Raw genomic sequence first — 21,359 nt, forward strand, 5'->3', positions numbered from 1 at the left:
ATCCCTGGTTGCTGGACGCCATCCGCCTACGGCCTGAGCATTGCCTGCGTCGGTCTCCTGAGTGCGAAGATCTACCCTTTCCGAAGTACCCCCTGCTGCATACCACCGGTGTATATAGGCCATGCCCGACCGGAAGTCGCGGATCGTTCGAAAAAATGGGCCAGAACGCCAGTGCTGGAATCATACCAGTCGAAATCCCGGGACGAGGGCGCGGAACGCGCGGGTGGCCCTGCACCCTGTTTGCAATCGGCCGCGCAGCCAAGTAGAACTCGCGGGCGCAGCGGGCGCGTGGCCTGGCGGTGACGAGAGAGGAACGGGCATGAAACAGAAGTCGAAGGGTGCACCCGGTATCCCGGGCTGGGCAAAGGTACTGATCACGGTCGTCGTGCTGGTCGGGGCAGCGGCGCTGATCTTCACGCAGTTGCCGCGTGGCGCGTTCTCGACCGACCTATCGCTGATCGGGCAGGGGAAACCCGTTGCGGTGGTCGCGCGCGACATCAGCTTCGTGGCCGGCGGCGAGGTAATGGACCTGATGAATACCGTCCGCCACGAATACGTCGATCGGATGGAGTTCCTCGTGGCGCATCTCGGGCGCCCCGAAGGGCAGGCCTTTGCCCGCAACTACGATGCGGCCGACGGCACGTTGGTGGTGTTTTCCGCCGATGGCACACCGGTGACCTCGGTGCGTGCACCCCGGACCGACGCCGAACTGCGCCGCGCGCTGGATTCCGCGATCTACCGTTGAACCTTGCTGCCCGCTGGCCGGTGGCCAGTGGTGGCGTTGCGGGCGGTGTGTTGCTGTGGCCGGAAATGGCGCTGACGTGGCAGGCACAATGCCAAAGCGGTCGTTCCGGGTGCGCCGCTCTGGAGTGGGCGCCGTTGCTATACTGCCGGGACGCTTCCGGCCGGGGTCTTCCGGCAGCCCGGTCGGGCGGGACCGCGCCTCGCCAGCCTGTGGCGATGGCGGAGGGTCGGCGGTCCCGACAGGCCCGTGCCGGGCGTCACGGGGGTGCGGGTGATGGCGTATGCCGATTTCGATTCGTTCCTGCGGGAACTCCGGGACATCGTTCCGTACCCCAGGTTGATCTCGGACCCATTGCGTACGCTGGCCTATGGAACCGACGCGAGCCTGTATCGCCTGGTGCCACGATTGGTGGTCCGGGTGGGCGGGGAAGCGGAGATGCAACGCATCCTTCCGTTGGCGGCCCGGCATGCGGTGCCGGTGACGTTCCGCGCCGCGGGAACGAGTCTGTCCGGGCAGGCGATCACCGATTCCGTGCTGCTGGTGATCGGCGACGAGTGGCGCGGCTGGAAGCTGGCGGACGACGCGTCGACGATCGCGCTGCGGCCCGCAGTGATCGGCGGGCACGCGAACCGGATCCTGGCGCCGCTCGGGCGCAAGATCGGCCCCGATCCGGCGTCGCTGAATGTATGCCACATTGGCGGGATTGCAGCGAACAACGCCAGTGGCATGTGCTGCGGGACCGCGCAGAATAGCTACCGGACGCTGGAAAGCATGCGGGTGATCCTCGCGGACGGCACGCTGCTGGATACCGGCGACCGAGACAGCCGGGCCGCATTCGGCGCGAGTCACCGCGAACTGCTCGCGGCGTTGGAAGTGTTGGGCCGGACTACGCGTGCCGACGAGGCGCTGGCCAACCGCATCCGTGAAAAATTCCGGATCAAGAATACCTGCGGCTACAGCCTGAACGCGCTGATCGATTTCGAGGATCCGATCGACATCCTGCAGCACCTGATGATCGGGTCTGAGGGCACGCTGGGGTTCATTGCGGAGATCACCTACCGGACCGTTCCCGACCCGCAGTACAAGGCGACCGCGCTGATCCTGTTTCCCGATATCCGTACGGCCTGCCAAGCCGTCGGTATCATCAAGCCACTTCCTGTCGCCGCGGCGGAACTGATGGACCGGGCCTCGCTGCGCTCGGTCGAGGACCAGCCGGGCGTTCCGGGACTGCTGAGGGAGCTGGACGATCAGGCGGCCGCGTTGCTGGTCGAAACCCGCGCCGGCGATCCGCAGCGCCTGCAGGACCAGGTGGCCGCGATCACGGCGGCCTTGAGCGAAGTCGCGACAATTGCGCCGCTGATCTTCACCACCGACCGTGCAGAATGCGACCGGCTCTGGGCGATCCGATCAGGTCTGTTTCCCTCGGTTGGATCGCTGCGCCCGACCGGCACCGCGGTGATCATCGAGGACGTCGCGGTAGCGGTGCCGCGCCTTGCGGACCTGACGCTGGACCTTCAGGCGCTGTTCTGTCGGCATGGCTTCGAGGGCTCGATCATCTTCGGTCACGCGCTCGAGGGCAATCTGCATTTCGTGATCACCCCGGACTTTGCCGAGCCTGGGGCTGTCGATCGCTATCGGCGTTTCATGGCCGATCTCAGCGAGATGGTCGTGGTCCGCCATGATGGTTCGTTGAAGGCCGAACACGGCACCGGCCGCAATATGGCACCGTTCGTGGAGCTCGAGTGGGGCGCGCAGGCGCATGCACTCATGCGCGAGATCAAGCGGCTGTTCGATCCCGCGAATCTGTTGAATCCCGGTGTGCTGTTGAACGACGATCCCCATGCGCACCTTCGTCACTTGAAGCCGATGCCGGCGGTCGACCCGTTGGTGGACAAGTGCATCGAGTGCGGTTTCTGCGAACCGACCTGTCCGTCGCGGGCACTGACGTTGACGCCGCGTCAGCGGATCGTCGCATTGCGTGAGATCGTGCGGCTGGAAGGCGCGGGGGAGTCGCAGTCCCTGCGGCATATGCGCAGGCTCTACCGCTACCAGGGGCTCGATACCTGCGCGGTCGATAGCCTCTGTGCGCTGGCCTGCCCGGTCGGCATCGACACCGGCAAGATGGTGAAGCAGCTGCGCGGGCGTGGCTGGGGACCGGTGGCGCACCGGGTGTCGCGCTGGGTTGCAGCCCATTTTCGGCCGGTGACGGTCGCAACCCGCGGCAGCCTGGCGGCGGCGGACCTGCTGCATGCGCTCCTCGGCCGGCGCCTGATGTCCGGACTGACCGGCACGATGCGGCGACTGAGCAGGGGGCGTATCCCGCTCTGGAATCCGCATATGCCGCGGCGCGCCCGAACCGGGTCACCACCGCGGCCTGCAGGGCCGTGGGCGCCGCGGGTGGTCTATTTCTCGAGCTGCGCGAGCCGTACGATGGGGCCCGCGCGAGGCGATCCCGAGGCAGAGTCGTTGGTACCGAAGACCGAATCCCTGTTGCGCAAGGCAGGCTACGAGGTGATTCATCCCGAGGGGCTCGACGGGCTCTGCTGCGGACAGCCGTTCGAGAGCAAGGGTTTCGACGCCGACGCGGCACGCAAGATGGGCGAACTGAAGACGGCGCTGCGCCGGGCGAGCCGCGATGGCCAGGATCCGATCGTGTTCGACACGAGTCCCTGCGCGTTCCGCGCCAGGCGGAATCTGGCCGAGTCCAATCTGCATGTCTATGACCTCGCCGAGTTCCTGCACGATTTCGCGCTTCCGCGTCTGGAGATTCGCAGACTAGCCGAGACCGTGGCCGTACACCCCACCTGCAGCACGATCAAGATGGGGCTGCAGCCGAAACTGACTGCGATCGCCGAGGCTTGTGCCGAGCGCGTGATCGTACCGGCGCAGGTACACTGCTGCGGCTGGTCGGGCGATCGCGGTTTCACTTTCCCCGAACTCAATGCCGCCGCGCTGAAGGACTTGCGCCAGGCGCTGCCGGACGCCTGCGAGTCGGGGTATTCGACCAGCCGCACCTGCGAGATTGGCCTGTCGCTGCACAGCGGGCGCTACTATCGGTCGATCGTCTATCTGCTGGACCGCTGCTCGACGTCCCGGACCGGATCCGGTTAGCGTGAAAGTCACGGCCTGTCTCGTGTCCCGGGCGACCCGTAGGGCGGAAAAGCGCAGCGTCATCCGCCGTACGGCGTTCGGAGCGCCCCTGCGCGCCCGCGGCAACCCCGGCGTGGGAATGGCGGATGACGGCCTTCGGCCTTTTCCGCCCTACGCTTCTTTCATCATCAGGGGTGGCCACATAGGCCATGGAAGTTAGCGCAAGCCGGCCGCAGGCCCGGATCTCCCACGTGTGGCTTCAGGGTGCCAGGTGGGTGTAGCCCGCTGCGACGAGATCAATGATTCGCACTGCGCCGGAGGGGGTGGCCTCGGCCACCGGAACCAGGCGCGGCCGCTGGCCCTCGCGGCGTTCCATGCTGCTCACGGTGATCTCGCAGTAGCTGAAGCGTACGCCCTGCGATTCGGCCAGCGACGTGACCCGCGGGGCGAAGTCACTGGTGTCGCGCAGCAGGGTCAAGCCTGGGCCAAAAACCACGACTTCCACTTCGACGGCGTCCGCGCCGTAGTGGTTGACGAGGTTGTTCGCGACATTGAGAACCATCGACTGCCGGATCGGGTCGTGGTCGCTCAGCTGCAATGCAACTCGAACCGGTTCGGCAGGGTCGCCGGTATCCGCCAGTACCGACGGCGCTGCGAGCAGCAGCGCCACCAGGCAGAGCAGGGATCTTCGGGTCAGCATCGGGGGTACTCCTCTCGTGGATGGCGTTGAACGCCTCTCAGGCGAAGGGGCCTGCCGGTCCGGCTGGGGATTGCGGCCGCACCCGGTCCCGGTTCAGCCGCCAAGCAGGATGATCAATTTGAACAGCAGCGCGGCCAACACCGCGGTGGCCGGAACGGTGATGATCCACGCGGCCACGATGCGGAACACCAGCGAACGCTTCACCAGCTGCTGCTTGACCACTTTCTTCATGGCCTTGCGTTCCTTCTTCGCGAACAGCACAGCCTCCGGGCTTTCCGGGGAACGCGCCTTGATGTCGGCAAGCATCCGGCGTTTTTCCTCGATCGGCGCGGCTTCGAACCGGCGCAGGTAGGCCTCGACCTTCGCGCGCTCTTCGCCCTCGTGTCCGGCGACGATGGTCTGCTCCATCTTCGCATAATTCGTCTTCAGGTATTCGCGCAGGAAGCCGACGCCGAACAGCGCGCCGATGGTGACGTGGGTGGTCGAGATCGGCATGCCCAGCTGCGCCGCGATGATCACAGTGATGGCCGCCGCCAGCGCGATCGAAAAGGCCCGCATCCGATCGAGTTCCGTGATTTCCCGGCCCACGGTGCGGATCAGCTTCGATCCATACAGCGCGAGCCCCGCGGCAAGGCCCACCGCGCCGAGTACCAGGATCCACAGCGGCGTGGCCGCACGGGTCGCGATTTCGCCGGTCTGGATCGCCTCATAGATCGCGGCGAGCGGTCCGATCGCGTTGGCGACGTCATTGGCGCCGTGGGCGAAGCTCAGCAGCGCCGCGGCGAAGATCAGCGGCACGGTGAACAGGCGGTTGACGGCGCCCTTGGTGTTCTCCAGCGTCGCCGCAGTCCGACGGATCGGCCCGCGGACGGCCAGGAACGCGGCGAGCGCGACCACGGCCCCGGCCGGTGCCGCTTGCACTACCGGCAGCCGATACAGGTCGCCGAGGCCCTTGATCAGCATGAAGGTTGCGAAGGCCCAGACCATCAGCGCGACCAGCCACGGCACGACCCGGCCGGCGGCCTGGTGCATCGCACTGCGATACGTGATCTTGCGCTTGATCACGTAGAGGATGGCGGCGGCGATCACCCCCCCCATCAGCGGGGAGATCAACCAGCTGGCGACGATCTGGCCGATCGTCGCCCAGTTGACCAATGCCCAGCCGCCGGCCGCGATGCCGGCCCCCATCACCGCGCCGATGATCGAATGGGTGGTCGATACCGGAGCCCCCAGCGCCGTGGCAAGGTTGAGCCATAGCGCGCCGGCAAGCAGCGCGGAGAACATCAGCCAGGCGAACTCGGAAACCTGCTCGATCTCCGCGGGGTCGATGATGCCGCCCTTGATGGTGCCGACGACTTCGCCGCCGGCGATGATCGCGCCGAGTGCCTCGAATACCGCGGCGATCACGATGGCCCAGCCCAGGGTGATCGCCCGCGAACCGACCGCGGGGCCGAGGTTGTTGGCGACGTCGTTGGCGCCGATGTTCATCGCCATGTAGGCGCCCACTACCGCCGATGCAACCAGCAGCAGCAGGCCCTGCGGCGTCAGTGCCGGGATGCCCCGAGTCAGCAGCAGCGCATACGCGAACACGCCGATCAGGAACACCATTCCCGCGGCCAGACGCAGGTTCTCGGGGCTCCAGACAAGCGCCCCCTTCCCGCCGCCCAGCGGGTTGCCAGTCCCGAATGCCACGTGCCCCTCTGCGTTACCGTTTTGTGACCGGGGGCAATGCTACTCTCATTCCGCCGGGTCTGTCAGCGGGCTCCGTGCCGTTCCGGACCTGGGGCGTGCTACTCGGGAATCATGCGGATGTAGCCGGTTGGACATTCGTGGGCGCAGATACCGCAGCCCTTGCAGTAGTCGTAGTCGAACACGTAGTGGCTGCCGTCGGCGGCGACCTCGCGGGTTTTCAGCACCGATTGGTCCGGGCACAGGGTCCAGCAGTTGTCGCAGGCGAGGCAGTCGCCGCAGGACAAACAGCGGTGGGCCTCGTTGCGCACGCCGCTGCTGTCGAGTCCGCCCTCGATTTCCTCGAGCCCCTTGCGGTGCTCCGGCGGCAATACGGGTTCGCGTGCTGCCGGCAGCGGCTCGAAGTAGTGCACGTTGAGATCGTCGTAGGGAATCGGCTCGGGTGGCGCTCCCGGATCCAGTGGCTGTCCGGAGAGCCGGCGCACGATCCCGAGCGCCGCGCGGCGCCCGTCGCCGACTGCCTCGCTGACGGTTCCGTGATCGGAACGGGCATCGCCGCCGCTGAAGATCCCCGGATGCCCGCGCAGCTCGCCCCACCAGGGTTCCACGTTCATCTGGCCGCGCTCGACCAGCCCGTTGAAGCCGTCGGGATCGACGTCCTGGCCGATCGCGGGGATCACATGGTCGACATGAAGCACGGTTTCGGTGCCCTCGAATGCGACCCGGCGCAGCCGTCCGTCGGGCCCGGCCAGCTTCTTCATATGAACGAGTTCCATGCCGACCACGCGTTCGCCGCGCAGGATCAGGCGGCGTACACCGCGGTGTTCGTGGATCGTCACGCCTTCCTCGATCGCCTGGGAAACCTCGCGATACGTCGCCCGCATCGCGTCGTCTGCGGGGACATCGGGTGCCGGAACGCGCTGGTGGCTGATCAGATGAACCTGCTCCACTCCCTGGCGCCGCAGCACCCGGGCAAGATCCACCGCGGTATTGCCGCCGCCGACGATCGCGACCGAACGCGGCTGGTCGGGCAGCGTCCCCTCGGCGACCCATGCCTCGAGCAGTTGCAGGCCGGTATGCAGATCTCCCGGGACCGCGAAATCGGCGCTCCACTCCCGGCCCTTGCGGCGCCCGGGGCCGAGAAAAAGCGCCTGGTGTTCGGACTTGAGTTCCTGCAGCGACAGGTCGCGCCCGAGCCGCGTGCGCGGCCGGAAGTCGATACCGGGCAGTGCGACGATGCGGTCGAGTTCCTGGTCGAGGATTTCGGTGGGCAGCCGGTAGCGGGGGATCGCGGTGCGCATGGTGCCGCCGGGGGCCGGCATCGCGTCGATCAACGTGACGCGGCAGCCGTTTCGCAGCAGGTGGTAGGCGGCCGACAGCCCGGCCGGCCCGGCGCCGACCACCGCGACCAGCGGCGCATCGGGGCCGGGCGTCGCCACCGGATACGCCCAGCCCTCGTGCAGCGCGCGATCGCCCAGGAAACGCTCGACCCCATGGATCGTGATCGCGTCGTCGTAATGCCGGCGGTTGCAGGCCGACTCGCAGGGATGGTGGCAGACGCGCCCGGTGATCGCCGGCAGCGGATTGGCGGCCACCAGCGTTTCCCAGGCTCCGCGCAAGTCCCCGACCTCGGCCTTGGCCAGGTATGCCTGGGCGTCCTCGCCCGCCGGGCAGGCCGAATGGCAGGGCGCGGCGCGGCGCTGATGCACGGGCCGTTCCACCCGCCAGGTGCCGGTCTTGAAGTCAAGGGAAGTGCCGGGCCGGGCGAAGGCGCCGCGGGGGATTTCGATCATGGTCGGCTCGCTTGCATCGATGGAAGGGGCAGGGGACGGGGCGATGGCATGCCGGAAGGAGCCTGGTCAGGCCCAACGGTCGCCGCCGCGGTGTACCGTGTCGGCCCCTTCGGTGTCATAGCTCTCGGGACGGACGCCACGCAGCTCGAAGCGTTCGATGTTGCGGTCGGCGATCGCCTGCAGATGTTCCAGTTCCTTGCGCGCCCGGTAGTCGTCGGCAAACAGATGGCGGAAGCGGTTTTGCAGCTTCAGGTAGTCGGAGACCGGCTTCGGTTCCCGGATCGGCAGCGTGCCGATGAGTTCGCCGCGTTCCATCTCGATGATCGGGAAAAGTCCGGTTTGCACCGCCAGACGCGCGACTTCGATCGTGGCGGCGCCGTCGTGACCCCAGCCGAGCGGGCAGGGCGAATGGATCTGCAGGAAGCTTGCCCCTTCGGTATCCATCGCCCGGCGCACCTTCTTGCGCAGGTCCGATGTGTACGCCACCGAGGCGGTGGCGGCATAGGGAATGTGGTGGGCCGCGATGATCGACACGATGTCCTTCTTCATGTGCCGTTTTCCCATGCGTACCTTCCCGGGTGGCGACGTGGTGGTCATCGCCGCATGCGGCGTCGACCCCGAGCGCTGGACGCCGGTATTCATGTAGGCCTCGTTGTCGAAGCATACGAACAGCACGTTGTGTCCGCGCTCCATCATCCCCGACAAGGCCTGGAAGCCGATGTCGAACGTGCCGCCGTCGCCGGCAAAGGCGAGCACCTGGGTTGCCCGCCCCTGCTGTTTCAACGCGGCCTCCATTCCGGCCGCGACCGCGGCGACGTTGCCGAACACGGAGTGGACCCAGGGCAAGCGCCACGCCGACTGGGGCCACGGCGTGCTGAAGACTTCCAGGCAGCCGGTGGCGTTGGCCACGACCACGTCGGGGCCGGCGGCTTCGGTGGTCAGGCGTGCGGCGAGCGCCTCGCCGCAGCCCTGGCAGGCGCGGTGGCCCGACTCCAGTCCGCGGAAACGCGGCTGACGCGAACGCAGGGTGTCGAGGGAAAGCACGGGCTGTTCGTTCATGATCGGACCTCGCGGTGCGCTGGACGTCAGCGATCCTCTTCGGGTAACAGGGTGGGATCCGCGTCGATGATCCCGAACGGGGCGGGGGAATCCTCGCCGGTCACGGCGGTGACCAGGCGCGCATAGAGATCGAGCGATAGATCCCGGCCGCCGAGTCCGGCCGCGAAGTTGTGCACGCGCGGGCGCTCAGGCAAGTTCGCCAATGCCGCCTGCACCTCGGGACCGACGATGCCCCCCGAACCCGGGGACAGCGCGCGTTCCAGCACGATCAGGGTGTCGAGACCGGCACAGGCTTCGCGCAGCGCCTGCGCCGGGAATGGGCGGAAGCTGCGCAACTTCAGGAAGCGGGCACGGGGCAGGCCTGGATCCTCGTCCATCGCGTCTTCCAGGGTTCCGAGTACCGACCCCAGCGTCAGAATGCCCAGGCGGGAATCCGGATCCCCACGTACTTCCAGCAGCCCGCCGTACTGGCGGCCCGAGACGGCCCCCCAGTCGGCATCGGCCTGTACGATCTCGGACTGGGCGCGCAGCAGCGCCTGGTGGTGCGCGTGGCGCACCTCGCTGAAATGCTCGGGACCCACCAGCGTGCCGAGGCTGCGCGGCTGCGCCGGGTCGAGTCCATGGCGGAAGTGATAGGCGGGCAGGAAGCCGTCGACCTGGTCCTGTGCCGGGATCTCCAGCGGTTCCAGCGTGTGGGTCAGCGTGAAGCCGTCGACACAGACCATCACCGGGAGTTCGCAGCGCTCGGCGATCCGGAACGCCTGGATGGTCGTGTCCACCGCTTCCTGGTTGGTCGCGCAGTACAGCTGGATCCAGCCGGAATCGCGCATCGACATCGAATCCTGCTGATCGTTCCAGATGTTCAGCGGTCCCGACAATGCGCGGTTCGCGCAGGTCATCACCAGCGGCACGCGCAGCCCGGCGATGTCGTAGAGCACTTCGGCCATCAGCAGGATCCCCTGTGATGCACTCGCGGTATACGCGCGCGAACCGGCGACGGCCGCACCCAGCGCGACCGACGCGGCCGAGTGTTCGCTCTCGACGCTGACCATCTCGCACTCGAACTGGCCGTCGGCCACCAGCTTGGCGATGCCTTCGACGATGTGGGTCTGCGGGGTGATGGGGTAGGCCGCGACCACCTGCGGACGGCACAGTGCCACCGCCCGGGCCAGCGCCTGTGAGCCTTCAAGCGCCTGCGGCATGCGCCACCTCCCGCCAGCGTCCAGCCTCAACGGTGGTCGCCGCAGCCTCGACCAGTTTGCGATTCTTTTCCAGGATGGCCCCCTTGAACCTTGCTGCGAGCGCGTCGGTCAGTGCCGAGAGCGGCATCAGGTCGGTCAGCGTGATGAAGGCGGCCAGCAGCGCCGTATTGGGCACTGGACGCCCGATATGTTCCATTGCCAGACGGGTCGCGGGCATCGTGATTACCTCGTGGTTGCCGCTGGAGTCGATTCCGGCAGCCGGCCCGTCGACGAGCACCGTACCTTCCGACCGGATCCCGCTAAGGGTTCCGGGAACCTCCATCAGCGCGGGATCCTGGACGATCAGGAACGACGGTTCCCGGACCTGGCAGCGGCGGCGGATCGGCTGTTCGTCGATCCGGACGAACGCGGCGACCGGGGCACCCCGGCGCTCCGCGCCAAAGGCGGGGAACGCCTGAGCATACCGTCCCCCGTCGATCGCCGCAGACGCCAGCAGATACGCGGCCACCACGTTGCCCTGGCCGCCGCGGCCGTGAATCCTGATCTCGAGCATGCGCGCGTGAATCTCCCTGTCACCTGTTCGGGTTTGTGTACGGAACCGATCCCGGATGTGTCGACGTGGCCGAACCGCGTCTCAGCCTGGCACGACCGCCGCTTATGTCGCCCCGATTTCGGGGCGATCCGCGGGCCAGGCGGCCCGAGCCCGGCGATTCCTGAGAGTAGCAGACCGAAGCTGCGATTGCTGTGACAGCACGGCGGTGATCCTGAAGGCCGCGTTTCGGGTGCTGGACGATGGTCGGCGATCAGACTTGCGTGGCATCGCGCGATGAGGATGGCCACGGTTGGAAAAAATCGAACGGGGTCGTCGCATTGGGCCGGGGCCGCTAGAATCGTGGGATGGTCGAGAAGAAGATTTTCAGCGGAGCGATGGTGAACGTTTCCGCCAGCGAGTACTGCGAGTCCCGGGGCACCCGGCTGAGTGACTACGAGCTGCGCGGCGTATTCATGAAAGGCGGCTATAGCGGCAGCACGATCTTCGAGAGCTTTCGCCGGGATGTTCCCGCCGAGGCCGAGGCTGTAACCAACGTTCAGTATCTCGGGACGGTGACCGGAGAAAGCTTTTTCTATGCTGCACGCCGGCTGGAGGTGGTGATCGGAACCGCGCTGATCCCGAAACGCCGGCGGGAAGAATCCGATTCCCCCGCAGGAGACGGGTGACGCGGTGCGGCCGGGACGGCCCGCAACCGGGACGCTCGCTGCCTGCCGGTGGCGCGGGGATCGTGATGCCCAGGAACAGCCCGCGCCGGCATGATGGCGACCGCGCTTGCCGATGTCCGCGCGATACTCGAACGGCTGGTCGCCTTCGATACCGTCTCGCGCAACTCCAACCTCGACCTGATCGGGTTTGTCCGTGACCTTCTTGCGCGCCATGGAGTCGATTCGGTTCTGATCCCGAATGGCGACGGATCCAAGGCAAACCTGCTGGCGACCGTCGGCCCGCGAATCGCTGGCGGGGTCGTGCTGTCCGGCCATACCGACGTGGTGCCGGTCGATGGTCAGGCCTGGAGCACGGACCCGTTTCGCCTGGAGGAGCGCGCGGGGCGCCTGTACGGCCGCGGCAGTTGTGACATGAAGGGCTTTGTCGCGATCGCGCTGGCGTTGATACCGCAGATGAAGGCGCTGCGCCGGCCGATCCATCTCGCCTTGTCGTACGACGAGGAAGTCGGCTGCCGGGGCGCCCCGAGCCTGGTCGAGGCGGTGGGCGAGCTGCCGCGGCCGGCAGCCGTGATCGTCGGCGAGCCGACCGGAATGCGGGTGTTCACCGCGCACAAGGGGATCACGGTGGCACGGACGCGCGTGCGCGGGCGTGAGGTGCATTCGAGCCAGGCGCACCGGGGTGTGAGCGCGGTCACCACCGCCGCCAGGCTGATCGGCTACCTCGATGACGTGGCGCGCGGGCGCGCGGTGTCCGGGCCGTTCGCGCCAGGCTTTGATCCGCCCCATACCACCGTCCACGTGGGTGTGGTGCACGGCGGCACCGCGGTCAACATCGTCGCGCGCGATTGTTCGTTCGACTGGGACATCCGTTCGGTGCCGGGGGATGATCCGGCGCGGATCCTGGACGGTTTCGGTGCGCATTGCCGGATGCATGTCGAACCCGCGATGCAGACGGTCGCTGAAGAAACCGGGGTCACGACCGAGATCCTGATGGAGGCCCCGGCGCTGGCGCATGAGGACCGCAATCCGGCGATCGAACTCGCCTGCCGGCTGAGCGGTCATCAGGATACCGGCCGGGCGCCGTTTGCAGCCGAGGCCGGTCTGTTCCAGCAAGCGGGATTGGCCAGCGTGGTCTGTGGACCCGGGTCGATCGATCAGGCACATCAGCCCGACGAGTACATCACACTGGAACAACTCGAGTCCGGGCTGCGCTTCCAGCAGCGGCTGATATCGGCCCTGTCCTGAGTGCCTTTGAGCCTGCCCGGACCCGGTCGCGGCGGAACCTCGCGCTGGCGGAAGGGCTGCTGCCAAACCTCGAGAGCCCGGGTTTGCAGTGACGCCCCAGTCGCTGAGCGGCAGCCCGGCAAGCAGAAGCGATCCCGATTGCGCAGGAACGATGCCGATGTCCGACCCGAAGAACGACGATCCCCTGAACTTCAGTCGCCGCGTTCCCGAGGGCGATAATCGCCAGCGCCTGGTGTGTGACGACTGCGGTTTCATCCAGTATGAGAACCCCCGGATCGTGGTGGGTGTGGTGGCAAGCTGGGAGGGTCAAATCCTGCTGTGCCGTCGCGCGATTGCGCCGCGCAAGGGCTACTGGACCCTTCCTGCGGGTTATCTCGAACTCGGGGAAACCACCGAGCAGGGCGCTGTGCGCGAGGCCTGGGAAGAAGCGCGGGCAGAACTGGCGATCGATCAGTTGCTTGCGGTGTATTCGATTGCCCGGATCAGCCAGGTGCAGATGATCTACCGGGCCTGGTTGCGGAGTCCTCGAGTTCAGCCAGGACCCGAATCACTCGAGGTGGCACTGTTTCCGCCGGATCGAATTCCGGTGGACGATATCGCCTTTCCCTCCGTACACTGGGCTTTAAAGGATTATCAGGAAACACTGGCGCAGGCGGTGATCTCGCCGCGAACGGCCCCGTTTCAGCAGGGGTGACGGCTGTTCGGGAGTGGCCCGCTGGCGTCGCGACGCGTTGCAGGCCGCGTGAGGGGTCGCCTCTGCAGGGGCCGGCCCGTTGCAGGCGAAGAATCTCGTCGACGGGCTGGGGGCGGATTCGAAACCGCCGTTTGCGCCTTCCATGTGGAGTGTGCCGATGGCCAGGGAAGCTTGGCTCCAAAGGGCCGTGACTGCTGTGGCGGGCGGGCAGCACGCGCTGAGCGCAGCCGTGGCGATGAGCATCGCGGTGCTGGTCGCTCTGTTCGGACTTGCGGCGATGCTGGTTTGGCACGCCGGATATGCCGGGCTGTTGCAGTGGCGTGCGGATCTGTTGCCTGTTCCATACATCACGGCGCTGGGGCTGTTTCTGATCGGCGGCGGTCTGGTGTCGTTAGTGCTCGGCGCCGCCAAGGTGGCCGCGGTGCCGGGTGTGGCAGTCCTTGCGCTCGGCACCCTGACCCTCTCGCAGTACCTGTTCACGTTCGACCTCGGCATCGATCAGCGAATTCTTGCTGCCCCGCCGATGCCGGGCACGCCGCACCCGGGGCGTATGGCGCCGAACACCGCGCTGGCGTTGATGCTGGCGGGTCTGGCGTTGGTGCTGCCAGCGTTCCTCGATCGCGGCCGAGTGCTGGCGATCGTGCTTGGCGTCGCGGGTGCGATCGTGGTCGGGCTGGGAGTGGTGGTGCTGGCGGGTCATGCGTTTCAGCTGGAGCCCGCTCATGACTGGGGTGCGCTGCCCCGCATGGCGATGCAGACCGCGACGGCCCTGGTGCTGACCGGCGCGGCACTGCTGCTGGTTGCCTGGTACGAGGGTTCGCGCGGAGATGTGCCGCCGCTGGGTTGGTTGCCGGTACCCGCAGGGCTGGGTGTGTTCACGATCGTCGTGCTGGTGTGGCAGGCAGCCTTCGACATGGGGGGCACCGCGATGGTCTCGGCGCCTGGGAGTGCTCAGCTGCTGCTGCTCCTTGGGGTAATGCTTGCGTTCGTGGTTGCCGTCGCGCTGAATCGCACGCACGTCGCGCAGCTGCGCTGGAGGGCTGCCGAGTCCGACCGCGAAGCGCTGCGGGCAGAAATCGAGGAGCGCCGCGAAGCCGAGCAGCGGCTGGGCCGCAGCGAACGCCTGGTCCAGATGGCAGCGAACCTGGCCCATATCGGGGGTTGGGACGTTGATCTGGACAAAGGGCGCGTGTGGTGGTCGGACGAGGTCTGCCGCATTCATGAGATGCCCCCGGGAACCTCGCCGTCGGTGGATCAGGGCATCGCGTATTACGCCCCGCGGTGGCGCGAACGGATCCGAGAGGTCTTCACGCGGGCGGCGCACGACGGCATCCCCTACGACGAGGAGATGCAGATCGTCACCGCATCCGGGCAGCAGCGCTGGGTGCGCACGATCGGGCAGCCGGTGCGGGGTCCCGACGGCCAGGTGATTCGGGTGCAGGGGGCGTTCCAGGACATCACGGAGCGCAGGGAAATCGAAGAAGCGCTGCGCCGGACCGCAATGGTCTTCGAACATACCCGGGACGGTGTCGTGGTGACCGACGCCGACGTGCGCATCCTGTCGGTGAACCGTGCGTTCACCGAGATCACCGGGTACACGCAGGACGAGGTGTATGGGCGCAATCCCAGCGTGCTCGCGAGTGGTCATCACGACACCGCGTTCTACCGCAGCCTATGGGAACAGCTGCGCGAGTTTGGCCACTGGCAGGGCGAGATCCGGGACCGGCGCAAGAACGGGGAAACCTACGCCGAGTGGCTGACGATCGACAGCGTGCTCGACGACGCCGGCAATGTTACCCATTACGTCGGTGTGTTCACCGATATCTCGGGGATCAAGGAAAGCCAGGAACGGCTGGAATTTCTGGCCCACCACGACGCGCTGACCGGTCTGCCCAATCGCGTGTTGCTCGAGTCCAGGCTTGCGAAGGCACTCGAGCGCGCGCAGCGGCGCGGGCATCGGGTAGCGTTGCTGTACATCGATCTCGACCGGTTCAAGGCGATCAACGATGGGTTGGGCCACCCGGTCGGTGATGAACTGTTGCGCCAGGTGCCGGACCGGCTGCAGCCGCGGCTCCGCCGGGAAGATACGCTCGGGCGCACTGGTGGCGACGAGTTCATGCTGCTGCTCGAACATGTGAACCAGCCCGACGAGGCGGCTCGCCTGGCCCAGGACGTGCTGGCACTGCTGCAGGCACCCTTCACGCTGCCCAGCGGACACGAAGTGTTCATCGGGGCCAGCATCGGTATCAGCCTGTTCCCTGATGATGGTGCCAGCAGCAGCGAACTCGTCCGCAACGCCGACTCGGCGATGTACCGGGCGAAGGAACTGGGCCGCAACACCTTCCATTTCTATACCGAGGAGCTGACCCGCGCGGCCAGCCGCCGGCTGGCGCTGGAAACCCGGCTGCGTAAGGCACTCGAACACCGGGAATTCGTATTGCATTTTCAGCCGCAGATTTCGGTCGCCGATGGGGCGACGATCGGGGTCGAGGCGCTGGTGCGCTGGAATGATCAGGAGACGGGGTTGGTCGGTCCCGACGAGTTCATTCCGGTAGCCGAGGAATCGGGTCTGATCGCGCCGCTGGGGCTCTGGGTGCTGAAGGAGGCGTGTCGCCAACTCCAGGTCTGGCGGCATCGTGGGCTCGGTCTGGCGAAGGTGGCGGTCAATGTCTCCAGCCAGCAGTTTCTGTTGCAGGATGTGACGGCTCGGGTGGCAGAGGCATTGGAAGTCAGCGGCCTGCCTCCGGAGTGTCTGCAGCTGGAGATCACCGAATCGCTGCTGATGAAACAGGCCAATTCGGCTGCAGCCATGCTGCGCAGTCTGAAGAATCTCGGGGTTGGCCTCGTGATCGACGATTTCGGCACCGGGTACTCGTCTCTGGCATATCTGCGAACCTTTCCGATCGACCGGTTGAAGATCGACCAGAGCTTTGTGCGCGAGATCGAGACCGATCACGGTGCGCGCAAGATCGCGTCGGCGGTGATCGCGATGGGGCACAACCTCTCGCTCAAGGTGCTTGCCGAAGGGGTGGAGAATGCCCATCAGCTGGAGATTCTGGAAGCGCTGGAATGCGACGCCTACCAGGGGTTCCTCGCCAGTGCGCCGCTGCCCGCCGAGGACGTTCCGGCCTGGCTCGCGGCCCGAAATCCGTCGGGGGCGTAGTTATACCCAGGTAGTCAGCGAACTTACCTACGTCATATAGATTCGTCTATATTCAAAGTCCAAGGTTCGGGTAAGCATGCCGGTAAGAGCGTGCCACAACCGAACCTCGACGATGGCGCTTGGAGGTAAGCAGCAATGGAACATCACCATGATGACGAATGCATCTGGGTGCGCACGGATGTCTGGCTCGATACGGGTGACGGGCCCCCGGTGAAGGTGCAGACGCGCAAGCTGTGCAACAGCGGTGCGTTCATCGAATATACCGGGTCGATCGACGACGATGCCGTCGAGATCATCTTTCCGGAGTTCGGCTCGAAGGGCGGCCGACGCGTGTTCGGCGTGGTGGCCGGGCGCTGGCCGGACGGGATCTGGGTCCGCTTCCAGCGGGATCTGCGTTCGTCGTCGGAGATGCTGATGCGCAATGGCCTTTCCCGGGGTGCGCGCCAGGTATATCCGTCGATATAAATCTTCGTCCGCTACCGGTCGTCAACGGTGATGGCGCGCGGGGACCCCCGATTACGAAAGCAGCGTAGGACGGAAAAGGCCGAAGGCCGTCATCCGCCAGGCGGCGCCCGGGGTGCCGCGGGCGTCTGGACACTGCGAACGCCGTGTGGCGGATGACGCTGCGCTCTTCCGCCCTACGGGGCGACAGGGACACGAGACCGCCCGTGACTTTCACGTTACCGGTAACGGCCGTTCGTGCCCTGGGGTGCATCGGAACCCTATGGTGGTGCCGGGGCCGCGTAGACCTGTGTCCCCAGGCGGCCACCTCGTAGGGTCCCATTCGCAGACCGGGCTCGACGCGATGGCGAACTGCATCGACTTCGCGATGGAGCCACCCGCCCCGGTGCGCTGTGGGCGCCGGTGGCATCGCCACCCGCCCGCATGCGTCCGGTTTCAGGAACGGGGTTGCTGATCGGTAGTCTCGGTTCGAGGGGTACCGGAGCGGCTGGCGTCGCCGTTCAGGAGGCGTGTTCCCGCGACCATCCGGGGCAGGTTGTTGCCTCCGTTCCCGCCGTTGTCTCCGTTCCCGTTTGCACCGCGGCGGCGCATCTCCTGGCGGATCCGGAACAGGTAGCCGGCGACCGCGCCGCCCGAGGAGCTGACCAGCAGCACGCCCAGCGACAGGAATTGCGTCAGCAGCAGCAGCGTCCCCAGACCCGCCATTCCCGCGACTGCGCCGGCCATGCGCAGGCTCGACCGGGTCTTGACGCGCTGGGTTTCGCGTTGCACCTGCCGGCGTGCGTCGTCGGCGGCTTTCGCGCGTTCTTTCTCGGTCAGGCGCCGGTGACGCTCGCGCTCGCGGGCGAGGTGGGCCTCGGCCCGAATCAGCGCCTCGCCGTGGGCACCGCGGGCCATCGAGGCGAGCCACAGCGCGGCGAACAGGCCGCTGACCAGCCCGAGCGCGGCAAAGGTCAGCGCGATGTCGGTGGACCCGGTATGCCACCACGCAAGCACCAGCAGCACGGTGACTGCCTGTACCAGTGTGATGGCGAGAAAGTATTTCAGCGCCAGCGGCACCCGTAGCCAATTCGACAATGCATCCTCCCGTTGCTGTTCTGTCCATCGCCTCGCTGGTTCGGGAACCCGTGATCGGCGTATCCGCGTTCAGGTCAGCGCCGGTACCCCGCAGCGGCGTCCGGCCCGTTCTGCAACGCCACGAGCGGCCCGGACGGCCCCGCCGGAATCGCCCGGCGCTGAAGACGGTGCGGCTGCAGTGAGGTGAAATCCGTATCGCGCGTCCCGACCTGCGGGCTTCCAGAAGTCTAGCAGCCCGGCAGTCTTGGGCTGCGCCCACTGCGCCGAGGCGAACGGCGGTGCACGCTCCGCTGGGTTCCGAACGCGTCTGCGCATGGTGCCAGTCTTGGTCCGCCCATCCGGCCTTGACTCCCCGCAAGCCGGGGAGTAGGTTCGGCGCCCAGCGGAAGGCAGGGCGTCTGCCCGGGCGAGCCCGGCGCCGGTGCGCGCTTCGGGCGTCGCGCGCCTTCCGGAATGAAGCCACGGGGTTTGCGGTGTCAAAGTTGCACCCCCGTGACCGGGCGCGGCGTTGGGGGCAACGCCGCGCCGGACGTACCCTGACAAGCAACCGCATGGCCCTGGCCATCGGCGCCGGCGGCCGCGCATCCATGTGCGCGTGCTACCGGCGAAACAAGAAGAACAGGGGAGCGCCGGAGGAGATCGAGGGGGGTGCCCCGGGGGCAACAGGATGGCCGGCGATGCCGGTGATCCCCGAGGCCTGCCGTCGCTCGTGCCGCGCTTCCCGATACCACCACCAAAGTGTCTCAAGGGGAGGCCGTAATGACGATGTCAGTGATGGGGCTCGTGTTCGCGCTGCTATGCGGCGCGGTAGCACTGGTCTATGGCGTGTGGTCGATACGCTGGGTGCTCGGCATGTCCGAGGGCAACGACGAAATGCGCCGGATTGCCCGGGCAATCCAGGAAGGCGCATCGGCGTACATGAAACGCCAGTACACCACGATTGCGATCGTGGGCGTGGTGATCTTCGTGTTGCTCTGGCTGGTGATCAGTGCCGCCTCGGCGATCGGCTTCGTGATCGGCGCGGTACTGTCCGGAGCCGCGGGCTTCATCGGCATGCACGTGGCAGTGCGCGCAAACGTGCGCACTGCGGCCGCCGCGATGAACGGGATGGAACCGGCGATGAATGTCGCGTTCCGCAGCGGCGCAGTCACCGGTCTGCTGGTGGTCGGGCTTGGCCTGGTCGGCGTTGCCGGCTATTTCGCGATCCTGTGGCTGATCACGCCGAGTGGCGAAAGCGTGGGGCTGTCCCCGCTGGTCGGTCTGGCGCTGGGCGGTTCGCTGATCTCGATCTTCGCGCGTGTCGGCGGCGGGATCTTCACCAAGGGTGCGGATGTGGGCGCGGACCTCGTCGGCAAGGTCGAGGCCGGGATTCCCGAGGACGACCCGCGCAACCCGGCGGTGATCGCCGACAACGTCGGCGACAACGTGGGGGACTGCGCCGGGATGGCCGCCGACCTGTTCGAGACCTACGCGGTCACGATCATCGCGACCATGATGCTGGGCACGCTGCTGGTGCGCGATCTGGGTGTGATGGCGGCGGTATACCCGCTGGTGCTCGGCGGTGCGGCGATCCTCGCGTCGATCGTCGGCACATTGTTCGTTCGGGCACGCCACAGCGGCGAGATCATGAAAGCGCTGTACAAGGGGCTCGCGGTCTCCGGCGGCCTGGCCGCGATTGCGTTCCTGCCGATCACGATGCTGATGATCCCGGACAACGCGCTCGCTGGCAGCATCGGTGTCGAGAGCGGAGCGGTGATGCGCCTGTACGGGGCGGCGCTGGTCGGCCTCGCATTGACCGTCGTGATCATGATCCTGACCGACTACTACACCTCGACGTCGTACCGCCCGGTGCGGCATCTGGCCGCCGCCTCCACCACGGGACACGCGACCAATATCATCGCCGGCCTTGCGATTTCGATGAAGGCCACCGCTGCCCCGGTGCTGGCCGTCTGTGCCGCGATCCTGGTGTCCTACGCGCTCGGCGGCCTGTATGGCATCGCGGTCGCGGCCACCGCGATGCTGTCGATGACCGGGATCATCGTCGCGATGGACTCCTACGGACCCGTCACCGACAACGCCGGTGGCATCGCCGAGATGGGCGATCTGCCGCCGGATGTGCGCGAAGTCACCGATGCGCTCGACGCGGTGGGCAATACCACCAAGGCGGTTACCAAGGGCTACGCGATCGGTTCCGCGGGCCTGGCCGCACTGGTGCTGTTCGCCGACTACACCCACGGTCTGGCCGACCACACGGGCCTGACCTACGTGTTCGAGCTGAGCAATCCGAAGGTGATCGTCGGTCTGTTCATCGGCGGGCTGGTGCCCTACCTGTTTGCGGCGATGACCATGGAGTCGGTGGGCCGTGCGGCCTCGGGCATCGTCAACGAGGTGCGCCGGCAGTTCCGCGAGATCCCCGGGATCATGGAACGCACCGCGAAGCCCGACTACACAAGGGCGGTCGACATGCTGACCACGGCCGCGATCCGGGAAATGATCATCCCGTCGCTGCTGCCGGTGCTGGTGCCGGTACTGGTCGGCGTGTTCCTGGGCAAGGAGGCGCTCGGCGGTCTGCTGATCGGCACCATCGTCACCGGCTTGTTCGTCGCGATCTCGATGACCACCGGCGGCGGTGCCTGGGACAACGCCAAGAAGTACATCGAGGACGACAACCACGGTGGCAAGGGCTCCGAGGCGCACAAGGCCGCGGTGACCGGCGACACCGTGGGCGACCCCTACAAGGATACCTCCGGTCCCGCGATCAATCCGCTGATCAAGGTGATCAACATCATGGCACTATTGATCGTGCCGGTCCTTTGAGCGAGGCCCGGGCCCGCTTCCGCATCCGATAAGGAGAACCCAAGATCATGCCCAAGATTCGATTGCAGATGGCGCCGGAGATGGAACTGAAAATGGACCTGGACGTCGAGGGCGTCGACGTCGACAGCCGCGACTGGGACGTGCAGCAGCACAAGGCGGAGGTGTACGCGGAGTTCGAACGCCGCATGCAGCAGGCCTTCCCGGAAGGTCTGCGGGTGCACAGTTTCGAGTTCGGTCTGGACCGGGGCTGGCACGAGGAACTGCAGGAAGAAGACTGACCCGGGCGGCCGTTTCACGGCCAACGGGACGGTAAGCGCGTGGCGGCCACTGGCCGCCACGTTCCGTTTCAGGCGGAGTTGGCAGGGTTCGCGAGCGCCGCGCCATTGCGCCAGCGCGATCACCCGC

At 66.8% G+C, this 21,359-nt stretch carries 17 protein-coding genes and 1 pseudogene; 10 read left to right on the forward strand and 8 right to left on the reverse strand.

All coding sequences use genetic code 11. The annotated features are described in order from the left end of the window. The first annotated feature begins 319 nt into the window (after positions 1-319). The 3 genes from THITH_RS06695 to THITH_RS19145 all read left to right on the forward strand — a co-directional run bounded on the left by THITH_RS06695 (position 320) and on the right by THITH_RS19145 (position 4,055). Complete coding sequence (locus THITH_RS06695; RefSeq protein WP_006747860.1) at positions 320-745, forward strand: hypothetical protein; 426 nt, start codon at positions 320-322, stop codon at positions 743-745. A 246-nt stretch (positions 746-991) separates the two neighbouring features. Beyond that, the gene (locus THITH_RS06700; protein ID WP_232222264.1) at positions 992-3,856 is read left to right on the forward strand and encodes an FAD-binding and (Fe-S)-binding domain-containing protein; all 2,865 of its coding nucleotides are present in this window, start codon (positions 992-994) and stop codon (positions 3,854-3,856) included. A gap of 1 nt (position 3,857) precedes the next feature. Beyond that, positions 3,858-4,055 (forward strand): hypothetical protein, encoded by a 198-nt coding sequence (locus THITH_RS19145; RefSeq protein WP_084222634.1) that lies wholly within the window; start codon positions 3,858-3,860, stop codon positions 4,053-4,055. 39 nt (positions 4,056-4,094) lie between these two features. Here THITH_RS19145 and THITH_RS06705 read toward each other — a convergent pair whose 3' ends face one another. The 6 genes from THITH_RS06705 to THITH_RS06730 all read right to left on the reverse strand — a co-directional run bounded on the left by THITH_RS06705 (position 4,095) and on the right by THITH_RS06730 (position 10,831). Beyond that, complete coding sequence (locus THITH_RS06705) at positions 4,095-4,535, reverse strand: DsrE family protein (RefSeq protein ID WP_006747858.1); 441 nt, start codon at positions 4,533-4,535, stop codon at positions 4,095-4,097. Between the two features lie 93 nt (positions 4,536-4,628). Next, positions 4,629-6,227, reverse strand: a complete 1,599-nt coding sequence (locus tag THITH_RS06710) for an inorganic phosphate transporter (RefSeq protein WP_006747857.1) — start codon at positions 6,225-6,227, stop codon at positions 4,629-4,631. A gap of 98 nt (positions 6,228-6,325) precedes the next feature. Further along, on the reverse strand, positions 6,326-8,017 hold the full coding sequence (locus tag THITH_RS06715; protein WP_006747856.1) for an FAD-dependent oxidoreductase: 1,692 nt from the start codon (positions 8,015-8,017) through the stop codon (positions 6,326-6,328). 66 nt (positions 8,018-8,083) lie between these two features. Then, positions 8,084-9,076 (reverse strand): thiamine pyrophosphate-dependent enzyme, encoded by a 993-nt coding sequence (locus THITH_RS06720; protein ID WP_006747855.1) that lies wholly within the window; start codon positions 9,074-9,076, stop codon positions 8,084-8,086. 26 nt (positions 9,077-9,102) lie between these two features. Further along, positions 9,103-10,278 (reverse strand): pyruvate synthase, encoded by a 1,176-nt coding sequence (gene porA / locus THITH_RS06725; RefSeq protein ID WP_006747854.1) that lies wholly within the window; start codon positions 10,276-10,278, stop codon positions 9,103-9,105. After that, positions 10,262-10,831 carry a 2-oxoacid:acceptor oxidoreductase family protein gene (locus THITH_RS06730; RefSeq protein WP_006747853.1) on the reverse strand — a complete coding sequence of 190 codons (570 nt, stop codon included), beginning with the start codon at positions 10,829-10,831 and terminating at the stop codon, positions 10,262-10,264. Before THITH_RS06730 ends, porA begins: the two co-directional genes overlap by 17 nt. A 344-nt stretch (positions 10,832-11,175) precedes the next feature. On the opposite strand from THITH_RS06730, the gene THITH_RS06735 reads away from it, so the two are divergent. The 5 genes from THITH_RS06735 (at position 11,176) to THITH_RS06755 (ending at position 17,063) form a co-directional block, all read left to right on the forward strand. Further along, entirely contained in the window at positions 11,176-11,496 is a 321-nt protein-coding gene (locus tag THITH_RS06735) for a hypothetical protein (protein ID WP_006747852.1), read from the forward strand. A gap of 90 nt (positions 11,497-11,586) precedes the next feature. Continuing rightward, a complete protein-coding gene (gene argE, locus THITH_RS06740) occupies positions 11,587-12,741 on the forward strand; it encodes an acetylornithine deacetylase (RefSeq protein ID WP_006747851.1) in 1,155 nt (384 codons plus the stop codon). Between the two features lie 157 nt (positions 12,742-12,898). Then, positions 12,899-13,435, forward strand: a complete 537-nt coding sequence (locus THITH_RS06745) for an NUDIX hydrolase (RefSeq protein WP_006747850.1) — start codon at positions 12,899-12,901, stop codon at positions 13,433-13,435. A gap of 157 nt (positions 13,436-13,592) precedes the next feature. Beyond that, complete coding sequence (locus THITH_RS06750) at positions 13,593-16,598, forward strand: putative bifunctional diguanylate cyclase/phosphodiesterase (protein WP_006747849.1); 3,006 nt, start codon at positions 13,593-13,595, stop codon at positions 16,596-16,598. Positions 16,599-16,733: 135 nt separating this feature from the next. Further along, positions 16,734-17,063, forward strand: a complete 330-nt coding sequence (locus THITH_RS06755) for a hypothetical protein (protein WP_006747848.1) — start codon at positions 16,734-16,736, stop codon at positions 17,061-17,063. Positions 17,064-17,106: 43 nt separating this feature from the next. On the opposite strand, the pseudogene THITH_RS19150 reads toward THITH_RS06755, so the two are convergent. Together THITH_RS19150 and THITH_RS06760 are read right to left on the reverse strand one after the other, a co-directional pair. After that, a pseudogene (locus THITH_RS19150) lies at positions 17,107-17,313 on the reverse strand (hypothetical protein); the annotation flags it as partial. 182 nt (positions 17,314-17,495) lie between these two features. Beyond that, entirely contained in the window at positions 17,496-18,137 is a 642-nt protein-coding gene (locus THITH_RS06760; protein ID WP_006747847.1) for a hypothetical protein, read from the reverse strand. Positions 18,138-18,896: 759 nt separating this feature from the next. Here THITH_RS06760 and THITH_RS06765 point away from each other — a divergent pair. Together THITH_RS06765 and THITH_RS06770 are read left to right on the forward strand one after the other, a co-directional pair. After that, on the forward strand, positions 18,897-20,954 hold the full coding sequence (locus THITH_RS06765) for a sodium-translocating pyrophosphatase (protein ID WP_006747846.1): 2,058 nt from the start codon (positions 18,897-18,899) through the stop codon (positions 20,952-20,954). 68 nt (positions 20,955-21,022) lie between these two features. Further along, complete coding sequence (locus THITH_RS06770) at positions 21,023-21,232, forward strand: hypothetical protein (protein ID WP_025367356.1); 210 nt, start codon at positions 21,023-21,025, stop codon at positions 21,230-21,232. Positions 21,233-21,359 lie beyond the last annotated feature (127 nt).

Source organism: Thioalkalivibrio paradoxus ARh 1 (genome assembly GCF_000227685.2).
Lineage (GTDB): Bacteria > Pseudomonadota > Gammaproteobacteria > Ectothiorhodospirales > Ectothiorhodospiraceae > Thioalkalivibrio > Thioalkalivibrio paradoxus.